Here is a 20,758-nt window from a genome sequence, read left to right on the forward strand (position 1 = left end):
CCGACCCGAAGCCCTACGTCTGGACCAAGACCGCCGACGAGATCCTCGAACGCCTCGCCTCATATCTGAACAGAATTCCTGACTCAGAAGACTAGGGCGTGTCCTCGAACAGGGGGCCGCTCGGCCACACCGGGGCGGACGCGAGCCGGGACCATTCCGGATCGCGCCGCCCCGGCAGTGTCCGGCCCTCGACCGACCAGCGGTCGATGAGGTCGCGGTAGATGGGCGGATCGGCGGGCTGCCGGGCGGCGTGCTGGGGCGCCGACGAATGCTGAACCGATTCTTCGTGCCCCGGCGGCACGGGTCGCCGCCGTCTTCCGGTTGAAGCATCAAGCAGGGTCATGCATGGGCCAACGCGGAGCCTGCGGCCCGGGTCACTGGGGCCATGCGTTCGGACTGTCCCCACTCTTGGGGCTCGGTTCGGCTCCGGGGCGCTCTCTGCCGGACTCGCAGGGCTCGGCGCGCCCCCTTCGCCTCACTCGCCCGCGCAGGCTGCGAGTGCCGAACTGGCAGGGAATGACAGGACTCTGGCCCCGGGCGCGGTTTCTGACGTACCGTCATATCCCCGAGCCGCCCCCGCGCCCAGGAGGTTTGCCATGCCCGCGGACCGCCCCATCGCCCTCGACGAATACCCCGTCCACCAGGCCCCGCTGTCGATGAAACACGTCGCCACCGGCGACCGGAACGCCTACGACCGCTGCATCTTCCACGTCTTCGACCACGCCGGACGGGCCGTCCTCATCCTGGGCCTCGGCGTCTACCCCAACGCCGGGGTCATCGACGCCTACGCCACCCTCCGCACCGGCACCGAACTCCTCGCCGTCCGCGCCTCCGACGCCCTCACCGACGACCGGATGAACCTGTCCGTCGGCCCCCTGAGGATCACCGTCGACACCCCCCTCAAGCAGCTCACCCTGCACTGCGACCCCGACCCCGAGGACCCCGAAGGCCTCTCCTTCGACCTCACCTGGACCGCCGAGTTCCCCGCCGTCTGGGAACCCCACCACGTGCAGCGGCGCGGCGACCGGCTGATGCTGGAGGGCCGCCGATTCGTGCAGGCCGGCCAGGTCACCGGCACCCTCCGGGCCAAGGGCGAGGAGCTCACCCTGACACCGGGGGAGTGGACCGGCACCCGCGACCGCAGCTGGGGCGTCCGCCCCATCCCCGGCGAGGACGGCGGCCGGGCCGCCGAGGAACACCGCACCGAGGGCTTCCACTGGCTCTGGATCCCGGTCCGGTTCGAGGACCGCTTCCTCATGGTCATCGTCCAGGAGGACGCGGACGGCCACCGCACCCTCAACGAGGCCGTCCAGGTCTTCCCCGAGGACACCGGCCGCCCCGACACCCAACTGGGCTGGCCGTACGCCGACATCCGCTACCGGCCCGGCACCCGCCACCCCGAACGGGCCGTCATCCACCTCACCGACCCGGTCTCCCGCAAACCCCTCGAACTCGGCGTGGAGATCCTCAACTCCTCGCCCCTCGCCGTCGGGGCCGGCTACCCGCCCGCCACCGACTGGCAGCACGGCAGCTGGCAGGGCCGCGGCTGGACCGACCGCCGCGTCTACGACCTGTCCGACCCCACCGCCCACCCCATGGCCGCGTACGGGGTCACCGACCACTCGGCCCGCTTCACCCTGGACGGACGGACCGGCCACGGCATCTTCGAACACGGCAGCTTCGGCCGCCACGACCCCAGCGGCTTCACCGACTACTCCTCCGTCGCCCCGTAGAAGCCAAGAACAGCCAAGAACAGCCAAGAGAACCCGAGAGCAACCAAGAGAAACCGACAGGACCCGGCAGGAAAGGAGCAGCAATGGCAACGGCACCACGCCCCCGCACCTCCACCCGCGACCCGGAAGAACTCGGCCGCCGCCTCACCGCCTGGCTGGACGGCAAACTCCCCGGCGCCCGCATCACCGGCATCACCGTCCCCGGCTCCAACGGCATGTCCAGCGAGACCCTGCTCTTCGACATCGAGCACCCCGACACCCCGATCCGGGCCTGCGCCCTCCGGCTGGCCGCGGACCCGGCCGCGTACACCGTCTTCCCGTCCTACGACATGTCCCGCCAGCACCGGGTGATGAGCCTGGTCGCCGAGCACACCGACCTCCCCGTGCCGCGCGTCCAATGGCTGGAGGAGGACCCCGGCCCGCTCGGGGCGCCGTTCTTCGTGATGGCCCGCGCCGAGGGCCGGGTACCGCCGGACGTCATGCCTTACACCTACGAGGGCAATTGGCTGCACGCCGCCACCGACGCCGAACGCGCCGAACTCCAGGAGGAGAGCATCTCGCTGCTCGCCCGCCTGCACGACCAGTTCCCGGCCAAGGAAGCCGCGTTCCTGCTTCCCGAGGGTGACCAGGGCGGCAGCCCGCTGCGCCGCCACGTCGAGGCCCAGCGCGCCTACTACGAGTGGGTGGTCAAGGACCTGGCGCGCTCCCCGCTGATCGAGCGCGCCTTCGACCGGCTGGCGGAGCTCTGGCCCGAAGACGAGGGCGAGCCCGTCCTCAACTGGGGCGACGCCCGCATCGGCAACGTCATCTACGCGCCGGACGGATTCCGGCCGGTCGCCGTCCTGGACTGGGAGATGGCCTCCTACGCCCCGCGCGAGGTGGACCTCGGCTGGACCGTCTACCTGCACCGCTTCTTCCAGGACCTGACCGTCTCCTTCGGTCAGCCCGGTCTCCCCGGCTTCTTGCGCCGCGAAGACCTGGAACGCAGGTACGCCGAACTCACCGGGCACACCCCGCGCGACATGGAGTTCCACACCCTGTACGCGGCGCTCCGGCACGGCATCGTGATGCTCCGGATCGCCTACCGGCAGGCGCACTTCGGCGAGGTCGAGATCCCCGCGGCCGCCGAAGACGTCGACGGACTGATCCTGCACCACGCCAGCCTGGCCGCCATGGTGCAGGGCACCTACTGGTAGGGAGGGGCCGTCAGGCCGCCCGTACGTGCTGACGCAGCTGCGGCGGCGTGGCCGGCACACGGACAGGACGCGAGCCCGGACCGCCCACGTGCGAGAAGGGCTGCGTCCGCCAGTCCAGCCCCTGCGGGAGCGTCAGGACCACGACGGGCTCGAGCTCCTGCGGTTCGGCGGCACCGATCACGGGCAGCGCATCGGACACCGGGCGCCCGGTGCCGGCACAGACCGTCAGCCCGAAGGGGTTCCACGGGGTCAGGCAGAGCGCGTGCTCCGGAAGGTGCTCCTCGTCGGCGACGAGGGCGATCGACTGCCCGCAGTCGGGGCAGGTCGCGTGGTGGATCTCGAAGAACTCGGCGGTCGCGGCCTCGTCCGGATAGGCGGCGTCCTCGGCGTCCTCGGCCTCGAGAAGTTCCAGTGGCTCCGGTTCGCTGCGGTCGGAGCGCTTGGTGTTCGACATGGTTGTACTCCCCCTTGGGTGGGCCGGGCGGGCAGGTTCGGCCTCGGCCACAGCAAGCACTTCCCGCCATGCCGCACGAGTAACCACAACACCCCGGCAGAGGACTGCATACCCCTGTGGCATTCGTCACATGCCTGCCGCAGGTGCCCCTTCCGGCGAGACGGTACTGGGCGCGGACCACTCCTGGGCCTTAGGTTGTGCGGCTATGAGCACAATGGAGGAGCTGGACCGCCAGATCGTTGATCTGCTCGTCCGGGACGGGCGGATGAGCTACACGGACCTGGGCAAGGCCACGGGCCTGTCCACGTCGGCGGTCCACCAGCGAGTACGCCGCCTGGAGCAGCGCGGGGTCATCCGCGGCTACGCCGCCGTCGTCGACCCCGAGGCCGTCGGGCTGCCTCTGACCGCCTTCATCTCGGTCAAGCCCTTCGACCCGTCGGCCCCGGACGACATCGCGGAGCGCCTGGCGGGAGTACCGGAGATCGAGGCGTGCCACAGCGTGGCCGGCGACGAGAACTACATCCTCAAGGTCAGGGTGGCCACCCCGCTGGAACTGGAAGACCTCCTGGGCCGCCTCCGCCACCTGGCCGGCGTCTCCACCCGCACCACGGTGGTCCTCTCCACCCCGTACGAGGCCCGCCCGCCCCGCGTCTAGTCCGGGGGCCGGGAGCCGCCGCATCAGCGCAGCTGTTTGAGGACGGACGCGAAGGAGACGGCTGCCAAGCCGCTCCCCAGCTCCAGGAGGTCGAGCCGGTCCTCCGGGTCGGGGTTCCAGGTGACCTTGCCCGCCGCGTCCAGCGGTGAGACGACGACGCCGTACCGTTGTCGGCTCGCGCTGTCCAGGTAGCGCAGCGAGGTGACGTAGCGGGGCTTCCGCGTCACGTTCATGATGTTGTTGTTGTAGCGCAGCCTGCCGAAGTGCAATGCGAAATCCCCGCAGGCCGGGCAGTCGACGCGACCGGACTCCCCTTTGAACCAGGAATAGTGGGGCACGTTGAAGTCAAGGTCGACGATGCCCCGGTCCCTCCGCAGTACGGTCATGGCGCTCGACGCCTCCACGGCGTCGAACCCGGCCTCCTTGGGCACTTGGAGGACCTTCTCCTGGAGCGCATGGCTTCCCGGACTGACCAGCGCGCCGGCGGGGACGAAGGTTCCGTACCGGATGACCGTGTAGGCGGGGGTGCCGACGTAGAGCTCACTGTCCTGGGCGTCCTGACGCCAGTCCTTGATCACCTTTTCGTCCGCGGTGAATGCGGACGACCTGCCGTACACCACGAAAGCGCTGCCGAGAACCCAGAACGGAACCGTCCCGGTGTTCTCCATGCTGATCGTCAGCGGAAGGTGGATGACCGGGCGCTCGGGGTCCGCGTACGGGGTGCCGAACTTCAGCCGGTACACGAAGTGGATCTGGGCGGCGGAGGGCTGGTAGGCCGCCGAGTAGGCCAGATTCGCGGCGGCCAGAAAAGCCGAAGCCGTGACTCCGGCCGCGAACTTCTTGGGGTGCGGAATTCCCCTCCAAGGCCTTTCCCGGCACACCAGCCACAGCGCCCACAGGGACCAGACCCACAGCGGGAGATACGTCAGCAGGTACGGCGTGAACTCCTTTTCCTGGAGCCACAGGACCAGCAGCAGCGTGCACGTGGCCGCAGTGATGATCACCCCGACCAGGACGAAGGCTCCGGCATATCGGAATCTCCGCTTACCGCCGAGGTCGAGCGCGGCGGCGGCCGCTCCGCCCGTCAGGATGCCCGCCAGGACGAAGAGGAAGCCGCTGACGCGCCCCGCGAAGGTGAACGCCCCGACCATGTCCACGAGGCCGACGTGGATCAGCAGGGCCGTGGAGCCGAGCAGCCCCGCCACCAACAGGGCCGTCACGGCGCGCCGCCGCAGGGGCCGGTCGGGCCAGCTCTCGCCGTCCCCGCCGCGCCGGGAAACCGACGCACCGTCCCCGCCGCGCCGGGAAACCGACGTACCGTTTTCGCCGCGCCAGGACACCGACGTACCGTCCGCGAGGTCCACGTCCTTGGGGAATCCGGCCCGGACCAGCAGCCGCCGGAGCTCGCGCGGCGACCAGGCGCGCCCCACGGTCACGCCGTCGACGCGCACCTCGCGCAGGCCGCGGCTGTCCGGCGGCTCGACCACCGCCCGCTTCGGCCGGTTCATGGCTCCAGGCTCTACGTCAGACGGCGGCCGCGCACGTACGGGTACTCCATCCGACCCCGCGCCGGACCGGTGCCGGGCAGGGGGGAGACTGGTCCCCATGACCCATGGCGCGACCCCGCACACCGACCCCGCCCCGCCCACGGCCACCCGTACCGTGCTGCTGCGCGGCGGCGACGTCCACAGCCCCGCCGATCCCTTCGCCACGGCGTTGGTCGTCGAGCGCGGCCACATCGCCTGGGTCGGCTCCGAAGGAGCCGCCGACGCCTTCGCCTCCGGCGTCGACGAGGTCGTCGACCTCGACGGCGCACTCGTCACCCCCGCGTTCACCGACGCCCACGTGCACACCACCTCCGCCGGCCTCGCCCTCACCGGCCTGGACCTCACCCGCGCCCGCTCCCTCCCCGACGCCCTGGACCTCGTACGGGCCTACGCCGAGCGGCGCCCCGACGACCGGGTGCTGCTCGGCCACGGCTGGGACGCCGCCCGCTGGCCGGAGCGCCGGGCTCCGCGCCGGGCGGAGCTGGACGAGGCAACCGGCGGCCGTCCGCTCTACCTGAGCCGCATCGACGTGCACTCCGCCGTCGTCACCACCGCCCTCCTCGACCGGGTGCCCCGCATCCGGGAGACCGCCGGCTTCCAGGACGGCGAGCCGCTGACCCGCGACGCCCACCACGCCGTCCGCGCGGCCGCCTTCGCCGCGATCACCCCCGCCCAGCGCGCCGAGGCCCAGCGCGAGGCCCTCCGGCACGCCGCCTCCCTCGGCATCGGATCCGTCCACGAGTGCGGCGGCCCCGACATCTCCTCCCCGGAGGACTTCACCGGCCTGCTGGCCCTCGCCGAGGCGGAGCCCGGCCCCCGGGTCTTCGGCTACTGGGCCGACCGGGACCTGGACCGGGCCCGCGAGCTCGGCGCCATCGGAGCCGCCGGCGACCTGTTCGTGGACGGCGCCCTCGGCTCCCACACCGCCTGCCTGCACGCCCCGTACACCGACGCCGCCCACACCGGCACCGCCTACCTGGACACCGCCGAGGTCGCCGCCCATGTCGCCGCCTGTACCGAGGCGGGCCTGCAGGCCGGGTTCCACGCCATCGGCGACGCCGCGATCACCGCGGTGGTCGACGGGGTCCGCGCGGCCGCCGAGAAGGTCGGCCTGGCCCGGGTCCGGGCCGCCCGGCACCGCGTCGAACACGCCGAGATGATGACCCCGGCCACCATCGCCGCCTTCGCCGAACTCGGGCTGACCGCCTCCGTGCAGCCCGCCTTCGACGCGAACTGGGGCGGCCCCGACAGCATGTACGCCGACCGGCTCGGCGCCGACCGGGCCCGCACCCTGAACCCGTTCGCCGCCATGCTCAAGGCCGGCGTCCCGCTCGCCTTCGGCTCCGACGCGCCCGTCACCCCCCTCGACCCGTGGGGCACGGTCCGCGCCGCCGCCTTCCACCGCACCGCCGAGCACCGGATCTCCGTACGCGCCGCCTTCACCGCGCACACCCGGGGCGGCTGGCGGGCCATCGGCCGCGACGACGCGGGCATCCTGGTCCCCGGAGCACCGGCCGACTACGCCGTCTGGCAGACCTCGGAACTGGTGGTCCAGGCCCCCGACGACCGGGTGGCCCGCTGGTCCACCGACCCCCGTTCCGGCACCCCCGGACTGCCCGACCTGAGCCCCGGCACGGAGCTCCCGGTGTGCCTCGCCACGGTCGTCGGCGGCCGGGAGGTATTCGTACGGCCACAGGGGTGATCCGGTCTCCCTGCGTTCGGTGCGGGCGGCCGGACCCGGATAGGTTCGGCCGGGTCCACCACAGGACGTCCGTGCCGGACGGATCCGTCCGCTCAGCGCGCCCGCGCCTCGGGGGCGAGGGAAGGTTTCGCCGGGCGGCGGGTGCGACCCGGGTGGGGCCCGGCGGTCCAGTAGACAACGGTTTCGGCCGCCCGCAGCCAGCGGGAGCCGGGCCGGCCCGAAGGACGCCGGGCCCCGACCCGCTGTTAGCCCGACACCGCCTAGAGTGGGGGTAGCTGTGACTGGACGTACTAAGGGGAATCAGTGAGCGACGGCGGTGAGCGGGAGCGGGCGTACGGGCCGCTCGGCACGGCCCTGGTGATCATTCCGACCTACAACGAGGCGGAGAACATCGGGCCGATCGTCTCCCGCGTGCGTGCCGCGGTGCCCGCGGCCCATGTCCTGGTGGCCGACGACAACAGCCCGGACGGCACCGGCAAGCTCGCCGACGAGCTGGCGGCCGAGGACGACCAGGTCCACGTCCTGCACCGGAAGGGCAAGGAAGGCCTGGGCGCGGCCTATCTGGCGGGCTTCCGCTGGGGCCTGGAGCGCGGCTACGGCGTGCTCGTCGAGATGGACGCCGACGGCTCCCACCAGCCCGAGGAGCTGCCCCGGCTGCTGACCGCCCTCAAGGGCGCCGATCTGGTGCTGGGCTCCCGCTGGGTGCCCGGCGGCCGGGTGGTCAACTGGCCCAAGCACCGCGAGTTCCTCTCCCGCGGCGGATCGACGTACTCCCGGCTGATGCTGGACGTGCCGATCCGCGACGTGACGGGCGGCTACCGGGCCTTCCGCCGGGAGACCCTCGAAGGACTGGGTCTGGAGGAGGTGGCCTCGGCCGGCTACTGCTTCCAGGTCGACCTGGCCCGGCGGGCGGTGCAGAAGGGCTTCCACGTGGTGGAGGTGCCGATCACGTTCGTCGAGCGCGAGTTCGGCGACAGCAAGATGAGCAAGGACATCGTGGTCGAGGCGCTCTGGCGGGTCACCACCTGGGGCCTGAGCACCCGGGCCGCGAAGCTGGGCATCCCCGGCACCGGCTCCCGGCACCGTTCCTAGCTCCCGCCCCCGCGTGGCCCGCCCCTAGGGGATGCCCGGTACCTCCGGCCGACGCCGTTTTTACGGGGGTCCGGGCACACTGGACGTCATGACGACCGGCGTTCCCACTTCGACGGCCCCCCGGCGCCCCGCGCGCCCCCGTACCTTCGTGCCCCTGGGCATCGCCGCCTGGCTGGTCCTGGAGATCTGGCTGCTCGGCCTGGTCTCCGAGGCGGTCGGCGGTCTCACCGTGGTCGCGCTGCTCGCGGGCGGTTTCGTGCTGGGCGCGGTGGTCATCAAGCGTGCCGGGCGGCGCGCCTTCAAGAACATGACCAACACCTTCCAGCAGGCCCAGGAAGCGGCCCGGACGGGCCGCCCGCCCGCCGCACCCCCGGCCGCGGCCAAGGGCTCCGGCAACGGCATGACCATGCTGGCCGGACTGCTGCTGATCATGCCGGGCCTGCTCTCCGACGTACTCGGCCTGCTCCTGCTGCTGCCGCCGGTGCGCGCCCTGGTGAGCCGCCGGACCGAGCGCGCCCTGCAGAAGAAGATGGCCTCGGCTCCGGCCGGCAGCTTCGGCGACGCCTTCCAGCAGGCCCGCATCCGCTACCCGGACGGCAAGGTCGTCCAGGGCGAGGTCATCCGCGAGGACCGCCCCGACCAGGCCGGCACCCACCCGGACAGCGGCCCCCGCCCGCCGCTCACCCCCTGACCTGCACGGCCCTGACCCGTACGGCCCCTGACCTGCACGGCTCCACCCCGCCCCCGAGCCCGGCCACCGGTCGGCGCCGGGGGCGGACCCGTACCGGAATCCGTCAGACCCGAACAGGACGCACAGAATTCAGGCATACACGGAATACGCGGAACGCAGGCATGCCGAAGAGCCGTGGGGCTCTGCCACCGGTAGTGGCAGAGCCCCACGGCTCTTCTGCGCACCGCGCGCCTGAGCGCGCTACGCGGACTTGCGGCTGTCCCGCGGGTGCACGGCAATGTTCATGGCACCGGAGCGAAGGACGGCCAGCCGTTCGGCCAGCACCTCCTCGAGCTCCTCGCGGGTACGCCGCTCCATGAGCATGTCCCAGTGCGTTCGCGCGGGCTTGCCCTTCTTCTCTTCGGGCCCGTCCCCGTCCACCAGGAGTGCCTGGGCGCCGCACGCCTTGCACTCCCACTCCGGCGGAATCTCCGCCTCAACCGAGAACGGCATCTCAAATCGATGTCCGTTCTGGCATGCGTACTCCACCGCCTGGCGCGGGGCCAGATCGATGCCGCGGTCCGTCTCGTAGCTGGTAACCACGAGGCGCGTACCGCGGAGAGCTCGCTCACTCATGAATCGTGCCTCCCGGGCTTGTCGCCCACAGGACAGGTGTCGCTGTCGTCGTCATCCGGTCAACGTCCGGTCGGCGGTATAGATTCCCGCTCCGGGTCGTGCGTCGCCCGTCGTGCCGCCCCTTGTTGTACCCACCAATGCCCGTTTTGTCACATCTGGCAGCAGATGTCACCCAACGTCTTCACTTCTTCAACACGCAGTAACGGTCCGCCTGGCAGGCCAAAGGCGTACACTACCGGCCTTTTACTTCAACGTCTAAATCAGTTCGTCAAATCCGTGCGGGAACAGGATTCCCGGCGGCTTCCACCGCCCGCCGCACCGGCACCCGGGCCAGCAGTACGAACCCCAGAGCGAAGAATGCCACCAGCGAGATGATGGCGTCCCGGTAGCTCCCCGTCACCTGGTACGTCAGGCCGAAAACCAGCGGCCCGACCCAGGCGACCCCGCGGTCGCTGATCTCGTACGCCGAGAAGTATTCGGCCTCCTTGCCCGCCGGCACCAGGTGCGAGAACAGCGAGCGCGACAGCGCCTGGCTGCCGCCCAGCACCAGCCCGATCATCGCCGCCAGCGCGAAGAACCACACCGGGGTCCGGGCCGGCAGGAAGTACCCGGCCGCCAGCGTCACCGTCCACGCGGCCAGCGACCCCAGAATCGTCCGCTTGGCGCCGTACACCCGCGCCAGCCGGCCCATCCCCAGCGCCCCCACGACCGCCAGCACCTGCACCAGCAGCACCGCCACGATCAGCGTGGACTGCTCCAGCTCCAGCTCCTCCGAGCCGTACACCGAAGCCTGCGAGATCACCGTCTGCACGCCGTCGTTGTAGATCAGGTAGGCCAGCAGGAACGACAGGGTCAGCGGATGCCGCCGCATGTCCTTCAGGGTCGCCACCAGCTGCTTCCAGCCGGTACCCACCGCTGCCGCCGCCGGATCCCGCACCACCTCCCGGTCCCGCAGCCGCCGCAGCGGGATGATCGCGAACGCCCCCCACCACAGACCCGCCGAGGCCAGACAGATCCGCACCGCCATCCCCTCGGACAGTCCGAAGGACTCGTGCCCCTGGTACAGCACCAGATTGAGTACGAGCACCAGCGCGCCCGAGGTGTAGCCGAAGGCCCAGCCCCGCGAGGACACCGCGTCCCGCTCGTCCGGCCCGGCGATCTGCGGCAGGTAGGAGTTGTAGAGCACCATCGACACCGCCAGCGAGGCGTTCGCCACGATCAGCAGCAGCCCGCCCAGCAGATACCGCTCCCCGCCCAGCAGGAACAGCCCGGCCGTCGCCGTCGCCCCCGTGTACGCGGCCGCCGCGAGCAGCGGCTTCTTCCGGCCGGTCCGGTCGGCCAGCGCACCCACCAGCGGCATCACCAGCACGGCCACGATCACCGACATCGACACCGAGTAGGCGAAGAAGGACCCCGCCCGCACCGGAATGCCCAGCGGGTGCACGAACCCCTCGGAGTCGGCGGCCGCCTTGGCCACCGAGGTCAGGTACGGCCCGATGAACACCGTGAGCACGCTCGTCGAGTAGACCGAGCAGGCGAAGTCGTAGAAGTACCAGCCCCGCTGCTCCCGTCTTCGGGCCGCAGCACCATCCGGAGCCCCGTCCGAGGCCCCGACCTCGGCCCCGTCCGCGCCGGGCCCTGCGGGCTCCGCCCCGTCCGTCGTCTGCGCACTCACTCCCGGTGCCCCCTCGCAGGTCCCGGCCCGGGCCGCTAAGCCCAGGCCCCGCGCCGGTCCAGCACCGTGCGCAAGATGTCGATCCGGTCGGTCATGATGCCATCGACACCCAGGTCGAGCAGCGCCTCCATGCGTTGCGGTTCGTTCACGGTCCACACGTGGACCTGCAGCCCACGCTCGTGCGCCGTCCGCACGAACCGCTCGTCGACCACCCGGATGCCCGCCTGGATCTCCGGAACCTGCGCGGCCACCGCGCCCACCCGCAGCGCAGCCGGGATCGCGAAGGAGCGCAGCCGCAGCCCCACCACCCCGCGCACCCCGTACGAGGTGGCCAGCCGCGGGCCGGCCAGCCGCTGCGCCCGAGCCACCCGGCTCTCCGAGAACGAGCCCACGCACACCCGGTCCCACAGACCCCGCCGGGCGATCAGGTTCACCAGCGGATGCAGCGCCGACTCCGCCTTCACGTCGATGTTCCAGCGGGCGTCCGGGAACTCCTCCAGCAGCTCCTCGAACAGCGGCAGCGGCTCGACCCCCGCCACCCGGGCCTCCCGTACCCGGCTCCACGGCAGCTCGGCGATCCGCCCGCCGGCATCGGTGACCCGGTCCAGGGTCGCGTCGTGGAAGGCCACCAGCTTGCCGTCGACGGTGGCGTGCACATCGGTCTCGAAATACCGGTAGCCCGCCCCGGCCGCCCGTCGGAAGGCGGCGGCGGTGTTCTCCAACCCGTCCGAGGCCCCTCCCCGGTGCGCGAACGGAATGGGAGCCGGATGGTCCAGGTACGGGTGCCGAAGGCGTACGTGCGTCACGGCGGCAGTATGCACCCCGCCCGCCCACCCGGATTCCCGGGCACTCCGGCCGGAGGGGTGGCCTGGCCGGCGGGCTGGTGCAGGTGGACCGCGCCGTGCCACCCTCGCGCCGCCGCCCGGGCTGTCGGGTGCTCCGACCGAAAGGCTGGCCCACGGGCGGTCTCGTGCAGGCGGGCACGCCCGTGTCTGCCCGGGCTATGCGGGCGCTCCGGCCGGAGGGGTGGCCGACCGGCAGGCCGGCGGCCGGCGCCGGCGGATCGTGCCCGTGCCACCCCTGCGCCCTGCCCGCCTGGCATCCCGGGCACTCCGGCCGGAAGGGTGGCCGATGGGCGGTCTCCTGCAGGTGGACATGCCCACGCCCGCCGCGAGTCGGGGGAGCTCCAGTCGGAGTCGGAAGGGTGGCCGACCGGCGGGCTGGTGCAGGTGGACCGCGCCGTGCCACCCTGTCCCCGCAGAAACAATCCAATCCCGGCCGCACCCCCGGCCGGGCATGGCCAATCCGATGAAGGTGGACCGGACAACATGGCTCAGTGGACCTCCGCGGTGGGCACGGCCCAGCTCGCCCGGCTGATCACCTCCCAGCAGCCCCGCCCGGCCGTGCCCGGCGCCCGCAAACCGCCCGCCTACCGCGCCCTCGCCGACGGCATCCGCCTGCTCGTCCTGGAAGGCCGCGTGCCCGTCGCCGCCCGGCTCCCCGCCGAACGCGAACTGGCCGTCTCCCTCTCCCTCAGCCGGACCACCGTCGCCGCCGCCTACGAGGCCCTGCGCAGCGAAGGTTTCCTGGAGTCCCGGCGCGGCGCCGGCAGCTGGACCTCCGTCCCGGCGGGCAACCCGCTGCCCGCCCGCGGCCTGGAGCCCCTCCCTCCGGAGGCCCTCGGCTCGATGATCGACCTCGGCTGCGCTGCCCTCCCCGCCCCCGAACCCTGGCTGACCCGGGCCGTCCAGGGCGCCCTGGAAGAGCTCCCTCCGTACGCCCACACCCACGGCGACTACCCGGCCGGACTGCCGGCCCTCCGCCGGATGCTCGCCGACCGCTACACCGAACGCGGCATCCCGACCATGCCGGAACAGATCATGGTCACCACGGGGGCGATGGGCGCCATCGACGCCATCTGCCACCTCTTCGCCGGGCGCGGCGAACGCATCGCCGTCGAATCCCCCTCCTACGCCAACATCCTCCAGCTGATGCGCGCGGCCGGGGTCCGGCTGGTACCGGTCGCCATGTCCGACGGCCTGTCCGGCTGGGACCTGCCCACCTGGCGCCAGGTGCTGCGCGACGCCGCCCCCCGGCTGGCGTACGTGGTCGCCGACTTCCACAACCCGACCGGCGCGCTGGCCACGGAGGACCAGCGGCGCGCCATGGTGGAGGCGGCCAAGTCGGCCGGCACCGTCCTGGTCGCGGACGAGACCATGGCGGAACTCCAGCTGGACCCGGACCTGGAGATGCCCCGCCCGGTGTGCTCCTTCGACCCGGCCGGCAGCACCGTGATCACCGTCGGCTCGGCCAGCAAGGCGTTCTGGGCCGGGATGCGGATCGGCTGGGTGCGCGCGGCCCCCGACGTTATCCGCAGCCTGGTCGCGGCCCGTGCGTACGCCGACCTCGGTACGCCGGTCCTGGAACAGTTGGCGGTGAACTGGCTGATGCGGACGGGCGGCTGGGCGGAGGCGGTGGAACTGCGCCGCACCCAGGCCCGAGAGAACCGCGACGCCCTCGTCGCCGCCGTCCGCCGGGAACTCCCCGACTGGGAGTTCTCCGTACCCCAGGGCGGCCTCACCCTCTGGGCCCGCGCGGGCGGACTCTCCGGCTCCCGGCTGGCCGAGGTCGGCGAACGCGTCGGCGTGCGCGTCCCCTCCGGCCCCCGCTTCGGCGTGGACGGCGCCTTCGAGGGCTACGTCCGCCTCCCCTTCACGGTCGGCGGCCCGGTAGCCGACGAAGCCGCCGCCCGCCTCTCGGCCGCGGCCCGCCTGGTCACCACGGGCGCCGCGGGCCACACAACAGAACCCCCCCGCACGTTCGTGGCATAGCCCCTCCCCCCCGTCCCTCTCCGCCGACTCGCACTTCCCCAGCGCCGCCGGCGTCCCCCCACGCCTCCGCGATGGCCGGACCCGCCCACCCCCACCCACCCCGGCCGGGGACGGAGCCATCCCCAGCCTCGCCGCCGTTTGAGGCGCAGGGTCCGGGCTCCGCCGAGCGCACGCCCCGGCCCCGCCGGGCGGCACTTCCCAGCCTTTCCCGGCGTTCGAGGCGCGGGGTCCGGGCTCCGCCGGGCGCACACCCCAGGCCCCCGAGCGGTACCACCCCAGCCCCGCCAGCGTTTGGGCGCGGGGTCTGGGCTCCGCCGGGCGGTCCACCCCAGCTCCGCTTGGCGGTACCACCCCAGCTCCGCCTGGCGGTACCCATCCAGCCCCTCCGGCGTTTGAGGAGCGGGGTCTGGGGCGGAGCCCCAGTTCGGGAAGGGGCGGGTAGGGGAAAGGCTCCGCGCAGCGGCTGCCCTGCCTGGTGCGGCGCCGTTGCCGGAGGCCAGCCCCCGGACCCCCGCGCCTCAAACGCCGGCGGGACTGGATGTGCCCGGCGGGGCTGGAGGCGGCCGGGCGGGGTTGGATTTGGCGTTGCGTGGCAGACCGTACGGGCAGCGGGGCTGGAGGTGCCCGGTCGGGTGCGGCGCCGTTGCCGGGGGCCAGCCCCCGGACCCCCGCGCCTCAATCGCCGGCGGGGCTGGAGGTGGCGCGGCGGGGCTCGATTGGCGTTGCGCGGCAGCCCGTAGGAGGAGGAGCCCGGTTACGGCGCCTCCGCCCCCACCTCCGGGGCACCGGCCTGCGCAGGCGGCTGCCCAGCGGGCAGCTGCCCGGGCGAGGGCGAGGCCGGCACCCTCAGGGCATCGGTTTGTGCCCGGGGCGCCGGAGGGGGCAGCTGGTCGGGCGAGGGCGAGGCCGGCACCGCCAGGGCATCGGTTTGTGCCCGGGGCGCCGGAGGGGGCGGCTCGTCGGGCGACGGCGAGGCCGGCACCGCCAGGGCACCGGCCTGTGCCGGAGGCTCCGCAGCGGGCGGCTGCCCGGGCGAGGCCGGCACCTCCGGGGCACCGGCCTGTGCCGCAGGCTCCGCAGGGGGCAGCTGGTCGGGCGACGGCGAGGCCGGCACCGCCAGGGCACCGGCCTGTGCCGGAGGCTCCGCAGGGGGCGGCTGCTCGGGCGACGGCGAGGTCGGCACCGCCAGGGCACCGGTTCGGGCCGGAGGCTCCGTAAGGGGCGGCTGCTCGGGCGGAAGCGAGGCCGGCACCCCAGCCGGCCCGGCTTGGTCGGGCGACGGCGAGGCCGGCACCCCCAGGGCACCGGCCTGGGCGGGCGGCTGCTCATGCGGCGCCGAAGCCGGCAGGACCTCCGCCGGCTTCGCACCCCCGCCACCCCCAACCCCCACGCCCGGCAACAACCCCAACACCGCCTCCCGCCCCCCCACCCCCGCCGCCTCGTCATAAGGATCCGGCGTCGCCGGCACCTGCAACCGGTGCACGAGCCCGGACCCCAGCCGCGCATACCCCCGCCCCGCCGGCACCTCCGGCGTCGGAGTGGTGTGCGGCGGCAGCCCCAGGACGCTGGTGATCTGCTGCACGGAGGCGGGCCCCAGCACCACCCGGGCCCGGGTGTGCGCCCACACGACCTCGCTCAGCAGCTCCAGGTGGTCGAACTGCTCGGCCACCACCACGGTGGTGTTCGCCGCCCGCCCGTGCCGCAACGGCACCTGCAGCAGCGAGAACGGATCGGTCCGCCCGTCCGCCGCCGCCAGGTGTCCGAGGACGCTGGGGCGGTCGAGCAGGATCCACAGCGGCCGCCGCACGTCCTCCGGCGCCGCCCGCCCCTCCTGCCGGGCCCGGTTGGCGGCGATCAGCCGCCGCTCGGTCTCCTGGGCCGCCCACTCCAGCGCCGCGCGGGCCCCGCCGAGCCCGCACTCCACCGCCAGGACGCCCGTACGCCCGGCCAGACAGGCGTACTCCCCGCTGCCGGCACCCTCCACGATCAGTACGTCGCCCCCGTGCTGAAGCGCCTGCAGGGCGATCGAGCGCAGCAGTGTCGTCGTACCGCTGCCGGGCTGGCCCACGGCCAGCAGGTGCGGTTCGGTGGCCCGGGGGCCGGTCCGCCAGATCACCGGCGGCACGTCCCGGACCTCCTCGCCGTCCAGTACCGGAAGGGTGCGCTGCACGTTCCCGGAGTCGGTGAAGCCGAGCACCATCTCGCCGGGGGAGGTCACGAAGTGCTGCGCGGCGATGCCCGTCGGCAGGGGGGCCAGCACGCTCAGGTCGAGGGTGTTGCCCTCCTCGTCCCAGTCGAAGAGGTACTCGCGGCCCCGCCCGGACTTGGCGTGCAGCAATGCCTCGATCCGGGCTCGCGATTCGGGCTCGCCGTCGGTGAAGTACGCCGGATAGCGGATGCGGAGGTGGGTGAGCCGGCCGACTCTGTCGAAGGCGTAGGCGCTGAAGGCCTTGTCCCACGTACCGCCGTGGGCGAAGAGCGGACTGGGGTCCTCCGGGATGGAGAAGTACGGCACGAGCGCCTCGTAGAGCGCGCCGAGCCGCTCCGCCTCGGCCTCGCCCGGCCCCTCGTCCACCGGCGCCCGGTCGCGCCCCTGCCAGGCGGCCGCCGCCATGACCGTGATCATGGCGAGCAGCGGACCGTACGGAACGAGGGCCACCACCAGGACGCAGGCCGCGGCCAGGAACAGTGCGGGACCACGCTTGTCCTTGGGGGTGTCGGCCCATTTGCGCCGCCCGGCCGCGGCCAGGATGCGGAGGCCGCGCCCGATGGTGAGGAGCGGGTGGAGGACGTCCGTGGCACCGTCGGCTGCCGTGCGCGCGAACTCGCGGCCCCGGGCCAGCGATACGCTGCCGCGCTCAAGGATGCGGGGAAGTGGGCGCCGGGCCACGGGCGTCTCCTGGAGTTGTGGGTGGTGCGGGTCGTCGGGGCGGTCAGAGCTTGATACCGCCGAGCAGGCTGGCCAGGCTGGCCGTACTGGCGGTGATGCTGGGCGCGATGGCCGAGCCGGCGAGGAAGAAGCCGAAGAGGCCGCAGACGAAGGCGTGGGTCAGCTTCATCCCGTCCTTCTTGAAGAAGAGGAAGCAGATGATGCCGAGCAGGACGACGCCTGAGATGGACAGGACCATGTGAGGTTCTCCTGGTGGGTGGGGACAGTCACCATCAGTTCTCCCTACCTCACAGGAAGTATCAATGCGACAACAGGTGCATCCGGGTGATTAGCCGCATTTTTCACTTGACCGGCTCAGTTCAAGTGGCGGGTTGCGCCGATCCGGTCCCTCACACATCTCTGCCTCGCCCCGGGCCGGTCATGTGCGGTTACGGCCAGTAAGCTGTGGCTTCATCCGAACGGACGACGCGCGCACGCGAAACGGTGCAGCGGCGGACCGGCAGGCAGCCGGCAGCAGGCACGGCCAACGGCCCCACGGCCGGCAGTCGGCAGTCGGCACCCGGCAGCAGACAGCAGCAGCAGTGAAAGGCGGTACGCCCCCATGAGCGAGAGCCCCCAGGACACCCCGGGCGCCCCCGACGAGGACGTCGTCGAACTGGCAACCAAGATCTTCGACCTCGCCCGGCAGGGTGATACGCAGACGCTCGCCGCCTACCTGGACGCCGGCGCCCCCGCGAACCTCACCAACGACCGCGGCGACACCCTCGTCATGCTCGCCGCCTACCACGGCCACGCCGACACGGTCACGGCCCTGCTCGAGCGCGGCGCCGAGGCCGACCGGGCCAACGACCGCGGCCAGACCCCGCTCGCCGGAGCCGTCTTCAAGGGCGAGGAAGCCGTCATCCGCGCCCTGCTCGCCGGCGGAGCCGACCCGGCCGCCGGCACCCCCTCCGCCGTGGACACGGCCCGCATGTTCGGCAAGACCGAACTGCTCAAGCTCTTCGGAGCCGAGTAGTCCGTTTTTTCGGGGCGTGACCGGCCACCAGGGACACCGAGTTGATCCCGGGTTGGTCACGGCGGCCATAAATGTGGTCGCGGCGCACAAACCGGCTGGGTCATCATGGCGTCGGATCCGGAGAGAGCCCCGAGGGACGGGGTAGAGACCCCGAGGTACGGGGTACGGGGGAACTCCGGTCACCGACGAAAGAGAGAAGACAATGGTCTACATCGAGCGGAACATGACGGCGGACGTCCTCACATGCTGTTACGCGGCCCTGTGAATCCCGATTCCCGGTTGCGTCCCCAGCTTGATTTGAGGCCATTCCCATGTTCGAACCAGTCATAGCGCCGAGCGGTACCCTGCTCGGGCTCCTCCAGCGCGGCCGCGGCGACGGCACGCTGCACGCACTCGCCGCGCCCAGGGCCGAGGCCCTCGCGGCACTCAACCAGTGCGTGCTGAGCGACCCGCGCCAGGACTGGCAGGTGGAGAACCGCTCCCTGTACTACGCCAGGCTCTACATGGACCTCGACGGTCCGCTCGGCGAGATCGAAAACCACCTCTTCTGTGCCGACGACCTCGTCGACGACTCCGAGACCCGCACCGGGCTCGCCCTGTCCGTACTGGGCCACCTCGCCTCGTACGGCCGCGACGACGCGCTGATGCTGCTGCGCAGCTATGCCGCCTCGGGCGCGAACTGGGCCTGGGCCCTGGACGAGCTCGCCCTGCGCGACGACGACACGGGCCTGCGCGCCCTCGCCGGACCCGTGCTCGCCCACTTCCCCGCCACACCGGAAGGCGAGGCCCAGCTGGCCGCCGCCGTCCGCGACGCGTACGAACCGCGCCCGTGGAGCCTGTGGGAAGCACTGCCCGCGTACGGTGCCCGGCTGCGGGCGGCCCGCGAGCAGGGCTCCTTCTCCCGCTGGCAGCGCCAGATGACGGGCGACGGCCCCCGCCCCGGCTGGGGCGTCGAAGCCGTCTTCGAATGGGCCGCCGAAGGGCTGCGCCGCGGCACCCCGCTGCACGTGCCCGCCGCACGCTGCCTGGCCGCCGTCGCCACCGCCGAGGACCGCCCCAGGATCCTCGCAGCGGCCGCCGGCGCCGCGGGCGAAGCCGCCCGCGCCACCGCACTGCACCACCTCGTCCTGGCCGAGCCGGAGAACCCGGCCGTCCTCGACCTCATCGAAGCCGCCGGCGACGAGCCGGCCATCGCCGCCTACCGGCGCATGACCGGCCCGGCGGCCGTGGCCCGCGCCCGCACCTGGGCAGGCCGCCCCGACGCCCTCGGCGAGGCCGCGGCAGGCCTGCTGGCCGGCCACGGCGGCCAAGAGGACACCACCCTGGTCCTCGCCGCCCTCCGCTCCACGGTCCGCGCCGCAGGCCCGGACTCCGCCTCGCTCTTCCCGCTGGTGGACGGCGCGGGCCGGCTCTCGATCGGCTGCGCGGCACCGGTGCTGCGCCACATCTACCGCGAAACCGCCTCCTCGCACCTGCGCGGCCGCGCCGCCCGCGCCCTGGCGGCGACCGATCCCTCCTTCGCGGCGGGCTTCGCCGTCGAATGCCTGTGGGACTGCGAGGAATCCACCCGCGAGGTCGCCGCCCACCACGCCGAAACGGCAGACGCCCGCGTGGCCGACCGCCTCCGCCGCCTCGCGGCGGACCCGGCGGAGGAGGAGGACGTCCAGTCGGCGGTCCGCAGCAGAATGTCCCCGGGAACAGAACAGGCGGTCTGACCCACCTGCCCCACCCCCCTGGGCCCCGGGCCCGCGCCAAACCCAAAACCCCCTGGCGCGGGCCCGCCCCCATCCCCGCCAACCATCCACCGGGCCCCCGGCAGCCTGGCAGTGTGCACAGCACCCAGGACACCGCCCCGCTCACCCACCCGAGCGGGGCACACGTGCCATCCGGCACGACCCCGCTCCTTCGTCCCCCTGCTCGGGGGCGGGGTGGGGGGCTTTCGGCCGGACGAGTCGGCAGGCCCGGGTGGGGCTGGGGGGCGCCCGGCACGACCCCGCTCCTTCGTCCCCCTGCTCGGGGGCGGGGTGGGGGGCTTTCGGCCGGACGAGTCGGCAGGCCCGGGTGGGGCTGGGGGCGCCCGGCGCGGGCCCGCTTCCTTGTCCCCCTCTCGGGGCCGGGCTGGGGCGGTGGTGTGCCACCCACCCCTGGGGGCTTCGGCCAGACGGAGACCGGAACACGTGAGGTCGGGTGTTCGGGGCGTGCACAGCGCGGTCCCACTGGCCTGCTGAGCGGTACCCGCCGGGGCCTCCGGCTGGGCCGGAGCCCCGCTTTCCGGCCTCGGCGGGGTGGACAGCGGGGCCGAGCCGGGGCCCCGCTTTCCAGCCCCGCCGCGGTGAGTGCGGGGGCTGGGCTGATAGCCCGCTCTCCAGCCTCGCCGGCGTTTGAGGCGCGGGGTCTGGGGCGGAGCCCCAGGTCGGGAAGGGGCGGGTAGGGGAAAGGCTCCGCGCAGCGGCCCACCAGGCCGCGACCCCGCTCACTGCTGGAGCGGCGGCTAGCCGGGGCGCGCCCTGGCCGGGCCGGGCCTGTCTGCCGGGCGGGGCCAGGGGGTTGCCGGGGCTTCGCCTGGACGGAATCGAAGGAGCAGGCGGGGGGCCTTCCCGGCAGTCCCAGTGTCATTCCGTGTCCGTCCGCCCTGTCAAGGGCGCTCCTTCGTCGCGTCGCT

The 20,758-nt window shown here is 73.0% G+C and carries 16 protein-coding genes and 1 pseudogene; 9 read left to right on the forward strand and 8 right to left on the reverse strand.

The genetic code is table 11. From position 1 onward, the window contains the following. Positions 1-91 precede the first annotated feature (91 nt). Positions 92-343 carry a hypothetical protein gene (locus AB0447_RS35230; protein WP_366481037.1) on the reverse strand — a complete coding sequence of 84 codons (252 nt, stop codon included), beginning with the start codon at positions 341-343 and terminating at the stop codon, positions 92-94. A gap of 253 nt (positions 344-596) precedes the next feature. On the opposite strand from AB0447_RS35230, the gene AB0447_RS35235 reads away from it, so the two are divergent. Continuing rightward, positions 597-1,733, forward strand: a complete 1,137-nt coding sequence (locus AB0447_RS35235) for a hypothetical protein (RefSeq protein ID WP_366481038.1) — start codon at positions 597-599, stop codon at positions 1,731-1,733. Positions 1,734-1,816: 83 nt separating this feature from the next. After that, positions 1,817-2,929, forward strand: a complete 1,113-nt coding sequence (locus AB0447_RS35240; RefSeq protein ID WP_366481039.1) for a phosphotransferase family protein — start codon at positions 1,817-1,819, stop codon at positions 2,927-2,929. A 10-nt stretch (positions 2,930-2,939) separates the two neighbouring features. On the opposite strand, the gene AB0447_RS35245 is transcribed toward AB0447_RS35240, so the two are convergent. After that, positions 2,940-3,383 carry a hypothetical protein gene (locus AB0447_RS35245; protein WP_366481040.1) on the reverse strand — a complete coding sequence of 148 codons (444 nt, stop codon included), beginning with the start codon at positions 3,381-3,383 and terminating at the stop codon, positions 2,940-2,942. A gap of 214 nt (positions 3,384-3,597) precedes the next feature. Between AB0447_RS35245 and AB0447_RS35250 the strand changes: the two genes are divergently transcribed. After that, entirely contained in the window at positions 3,598-4,038 is a 441-nt protein-coding gene (locus tag AB0447_RS35250) for an Lrp/AsnC family transcriptional regulator (protein ID WP_366481051.1), read from the forward strand. Between the two features lie 23 nt (positions 4,039-4,061). On the opposite strand, the gene AB0447_RS35255 is transcribed toward AB0447_RS35250, so the two are convergent. Then, on the reverse strand, positions 4,062-5,546 hold the full coding sequence (locus tag AB0447_RS35255) for a hypothetical protein (RefSeq protein WP_366481041.1): 1,485 nt from the start codon (positions 5,544-5,546) through the stop codon (positions 4,062-4,064). A 97-nt stretch (positions 5,547-5,643) separates the two neighbouring features. On the opposite strand from AB0447_RS35255, the gene AB0447_RS35260 reads away from it, so the two are divergent. The 3 genes from AB0447_RS35260 (at position 5,644) to fxsA (ending at position 9,070) form a co-directional block, all read left to right on the forward strand. Next, on the forward strand, positions 5,644-7,287 hold the full coding sequence (locus AB0447_RS35260) for an amidohydrolase (protein ID WP_366481042.1): 1,644 nt from the start codon (positions 5,644-5,646) through the stop codon (positions 7,285-7,287). Positions 7,288-7,590: 303 nt separating this feature from the next. Next, positions 7,591-8,379 carry a polyprenol monophosphomannose synthase gene (locus AB0447_RS35265; protein ID WP_366481043.1) on the forward strand — a complete coding sequence of 263 codons (789 nt, stop codon included), beginning with the start codon at positions 7,591-7,593 and terminating at the stop codon, positions 8,377-8,379. A gap of 88 nt (positions 8,380-8,467) precedes the next feature. Continuing rightward, on the forward strand, positions 8,468-9,070 hold the full coding sequence (fxsA, locus tag AB0447_RS35270) for an FxsA family membrane protein (protein ID WP_366481044.1): 603 nt from the start codon (positions 8,468-8,470) through the stop codon (positions 9,068-9,070). Between the two features lie 240 nt (positions 9,071-9,310). On the opposite strand, the gene AB0447_RS35275 is transcribed toward fxsA, so the two are convergent. The 3 genes from AB0447_RS35275 to AB0447_RS35285 all read right to left on the reverse strand — a co-directional run bounded on the left by AB0447_RS35275 (position 9,311) and on the right by AB0447_RS35285 (position 12,166). Continuing rightward, positions 9,311-9,685, reverse strand: coding sequence for an RNA polymerase-binding protein RbpA (locus AB0447_RS35275; RefSeq protein ID WP_003959706.1), 375 nt, complete (start codon positions 9,683-9,685; stop codon positions 9,311-9,313). A gap of 268 nt (positions 9,686-9,953) precedes the next feature. Beyond that, on the reverse strand, positions 9,954-11,360 hold the full coding sequence (locus AB0447_RS35280; protein WP_366481045.1) for an MFS transporter: 1,407 nt from the start codon (positions 11,358-11,360) through the stop codon (positions 9,954-9,956). Between the two features lie 35 nt (positions 11,361-11,395). Continuing rightward, positions 11,396-12,166 carry a glycerophosphodiester phosphodiesterase family protein gene (locus tag AB0447_RS35285; protein ID WP_366481046.1) on the reverse strand — a complete coding sequence of 257 codons (771 nt, stop codon included), beginning with the start codon at positions 12,164-12,166 and terminating at the stop codon, positions 11,396-11,398. 522 nt (positions 12,167-12,688) lie between these two features. Between AB0447_RS35285 and AB0447_RS35290 the strand changes: the two genes are divergently transcribed. Continuing rightward, on the forward strand, positions 12,689-14,191 hold the full coding sequence (locus AB0447_RS35290) for a PLP-dependent aminotransferase family protein (RefSeq protein WP_366481047.1): 1,503 nt from the start codon (positions 12,689-12,691) through the stop codon (positions 14,189-14,191). Positions 14,192-15,584: 1,393 nt separating this feature from the next. On the opposite strand, the pseudogene AB0447_RS35295 reads toward AB0447_RS35290, so the two are convergent. Further along, a pseudogene (locus AB0447_RS35295) lies at positions 15,585-17,081 on the reverse strand (ATP-binding protein); the annotation flags it as partial. Between the two features lie 43 nt (positions 17,082-17,124). Then, a complete protein-coding gene (locus AB0447_RS35300) occupies positions 17,125-17,319 on the reverse strand; it encodes a hypothetical protein (protein ID WP_125605336.1) in 195 nt (64 codons plus the stop codon). Between the two features lie 363 nt (positions 17,320-17,682). Between AB0447_RS35300 and AB0447_RS35305 the strand changes: the two genes are divergently transcribed. Continuing rightward, positions 17,683-18,096: an ankyrin repeat domain-containing protein gene (locus tag AB0447_RS35305; RefSeq protein ID WP_366481048.1), complete on the forward strand. Its 414-nt coding sequence runs from the start codon at positions 17,683-17,685 to the stop codon at positions 18,094-18,096. Positions 18,097-18,407: 311 nt separating this feature from the next. Next, a complete protein-coding gene (locus AB0447_RS35310; RefSeq protein ID WP_366481050.1) occupies positions 18,408-19,811 on the forward strand; it encodes a HEAT repeat domain-containing protein in 1,404 nt (467 codons plus the stop codon). Positions 19,812-20,758: the final 947 nt, after the last annotated feature.

The organism is Streptomyces sp. NPDC051211 (assembly GCF_040689505.1).
GTDB lineage: Bacteria > Actinomycetota > Actinomycetes > Streptomycetales > Streptomycetaceae > Streptomyces.

What these genes read in the sequence shown, in the direction of transcription:
- AB0447_RS35230 (WP_366481037.1), bottom strand. Translation starts at nt 343, where the DNA reads ATGACCCTGCTTGATGCTTCAACCGGAAGACGGCGGCGACCCGTGCCG.
- AB0447_RS35235 (WP_366481038.1), top strand. Translation starts at nt 597, where the DNA reads ATGCCCGCGGACCGCCCCATCGCCCTCGACGAATACCCCGTCCACCAG.
- AB0447_RS35240 (WP_366481039.1), top strand. Translation starts at nt 1,817, where the DNA reads ATGGCAACGGCACCACGCCCCCGCACCTCCACCCGCGACCCGGAAGAA.
- AB0447_RS35245 (WP_366481040.1), bottom strand. Translation starts at nt 3,383, where the DNA reads ATGTCGAACACCAAGCGCTCCGACCGCAGCGAACCGGAGCCACTGGAA.
- AB0447_RS35250 (WP_366481051.1), top strand. Translation starts at nt 3,598, where the DNA reads ATGGAGGAGCTGGACCGCCAGATCGTTGATCTGCTCGTCCGGGACGGG.
- AB0447_RS35255 (WP_366481041.1), bottom strand. Translation starts at nt 5,546, where the DNA reads ATGAACCGGCCGAAGCGGGCGGTGGTCGAGCCGCCGGACAGCCGCGGC.
- AB0447_RS35260 (WP_366481042.1), top strand. Translation starts at nt 5,644, where the DNA reads ATGACCCATGGCGCGACCCCGCACACCGACCCCGCCCCGCCCACGGCC.
- fxsA (WP_366481044.1), top strand. Translation starts at nt 8,468, where the DNA reads ATGACGACCGGCGTTCCCACTTCGACGGCCCCCCGGCGCCCCGCGCGC.
- AB0447_RS35275 (WP_003959706.1), bottom strand. Translation starts at nt 9,685, where the DNA reads ATGAGTGAGCGAGCTCTCCGCGGTACGCGCCTCGTGGTTACCAGCTAC.
- AB0447_RS35290 (WP_366481047.1), top strand. Translation starts at nt 12,689, where the DNA reads ATGGCTCAGTGGACCTCCGCGGTGGGCACGGCCCAGCTCGCCCGGCTG.
- AB0447_RS35300 (WP_125605336.1), bottom strand. Translation starts at nt 17,319, where the DNA reads ATGGTCCTGTCCATCTCAGGCGTCGTCCTGCTCGGCATCATCTGCTTC.
- AB0447_RS35305 (WP_366481048.1), top strand. Translation starts at nt 17,683, where the DNA reads ATGAGCGAGAGCCCCCAGGACACCCCGGGCGCCCCCGACGAGGACGTC.
- AB0447_RS35310 (WP_366481050.1), top strand. Translation starts at nt 18,408, where the DNA reads ATGTTCGAACCAGTCATAGCGCCGAGCGGTACCCTGCTCGGGCTCCTC.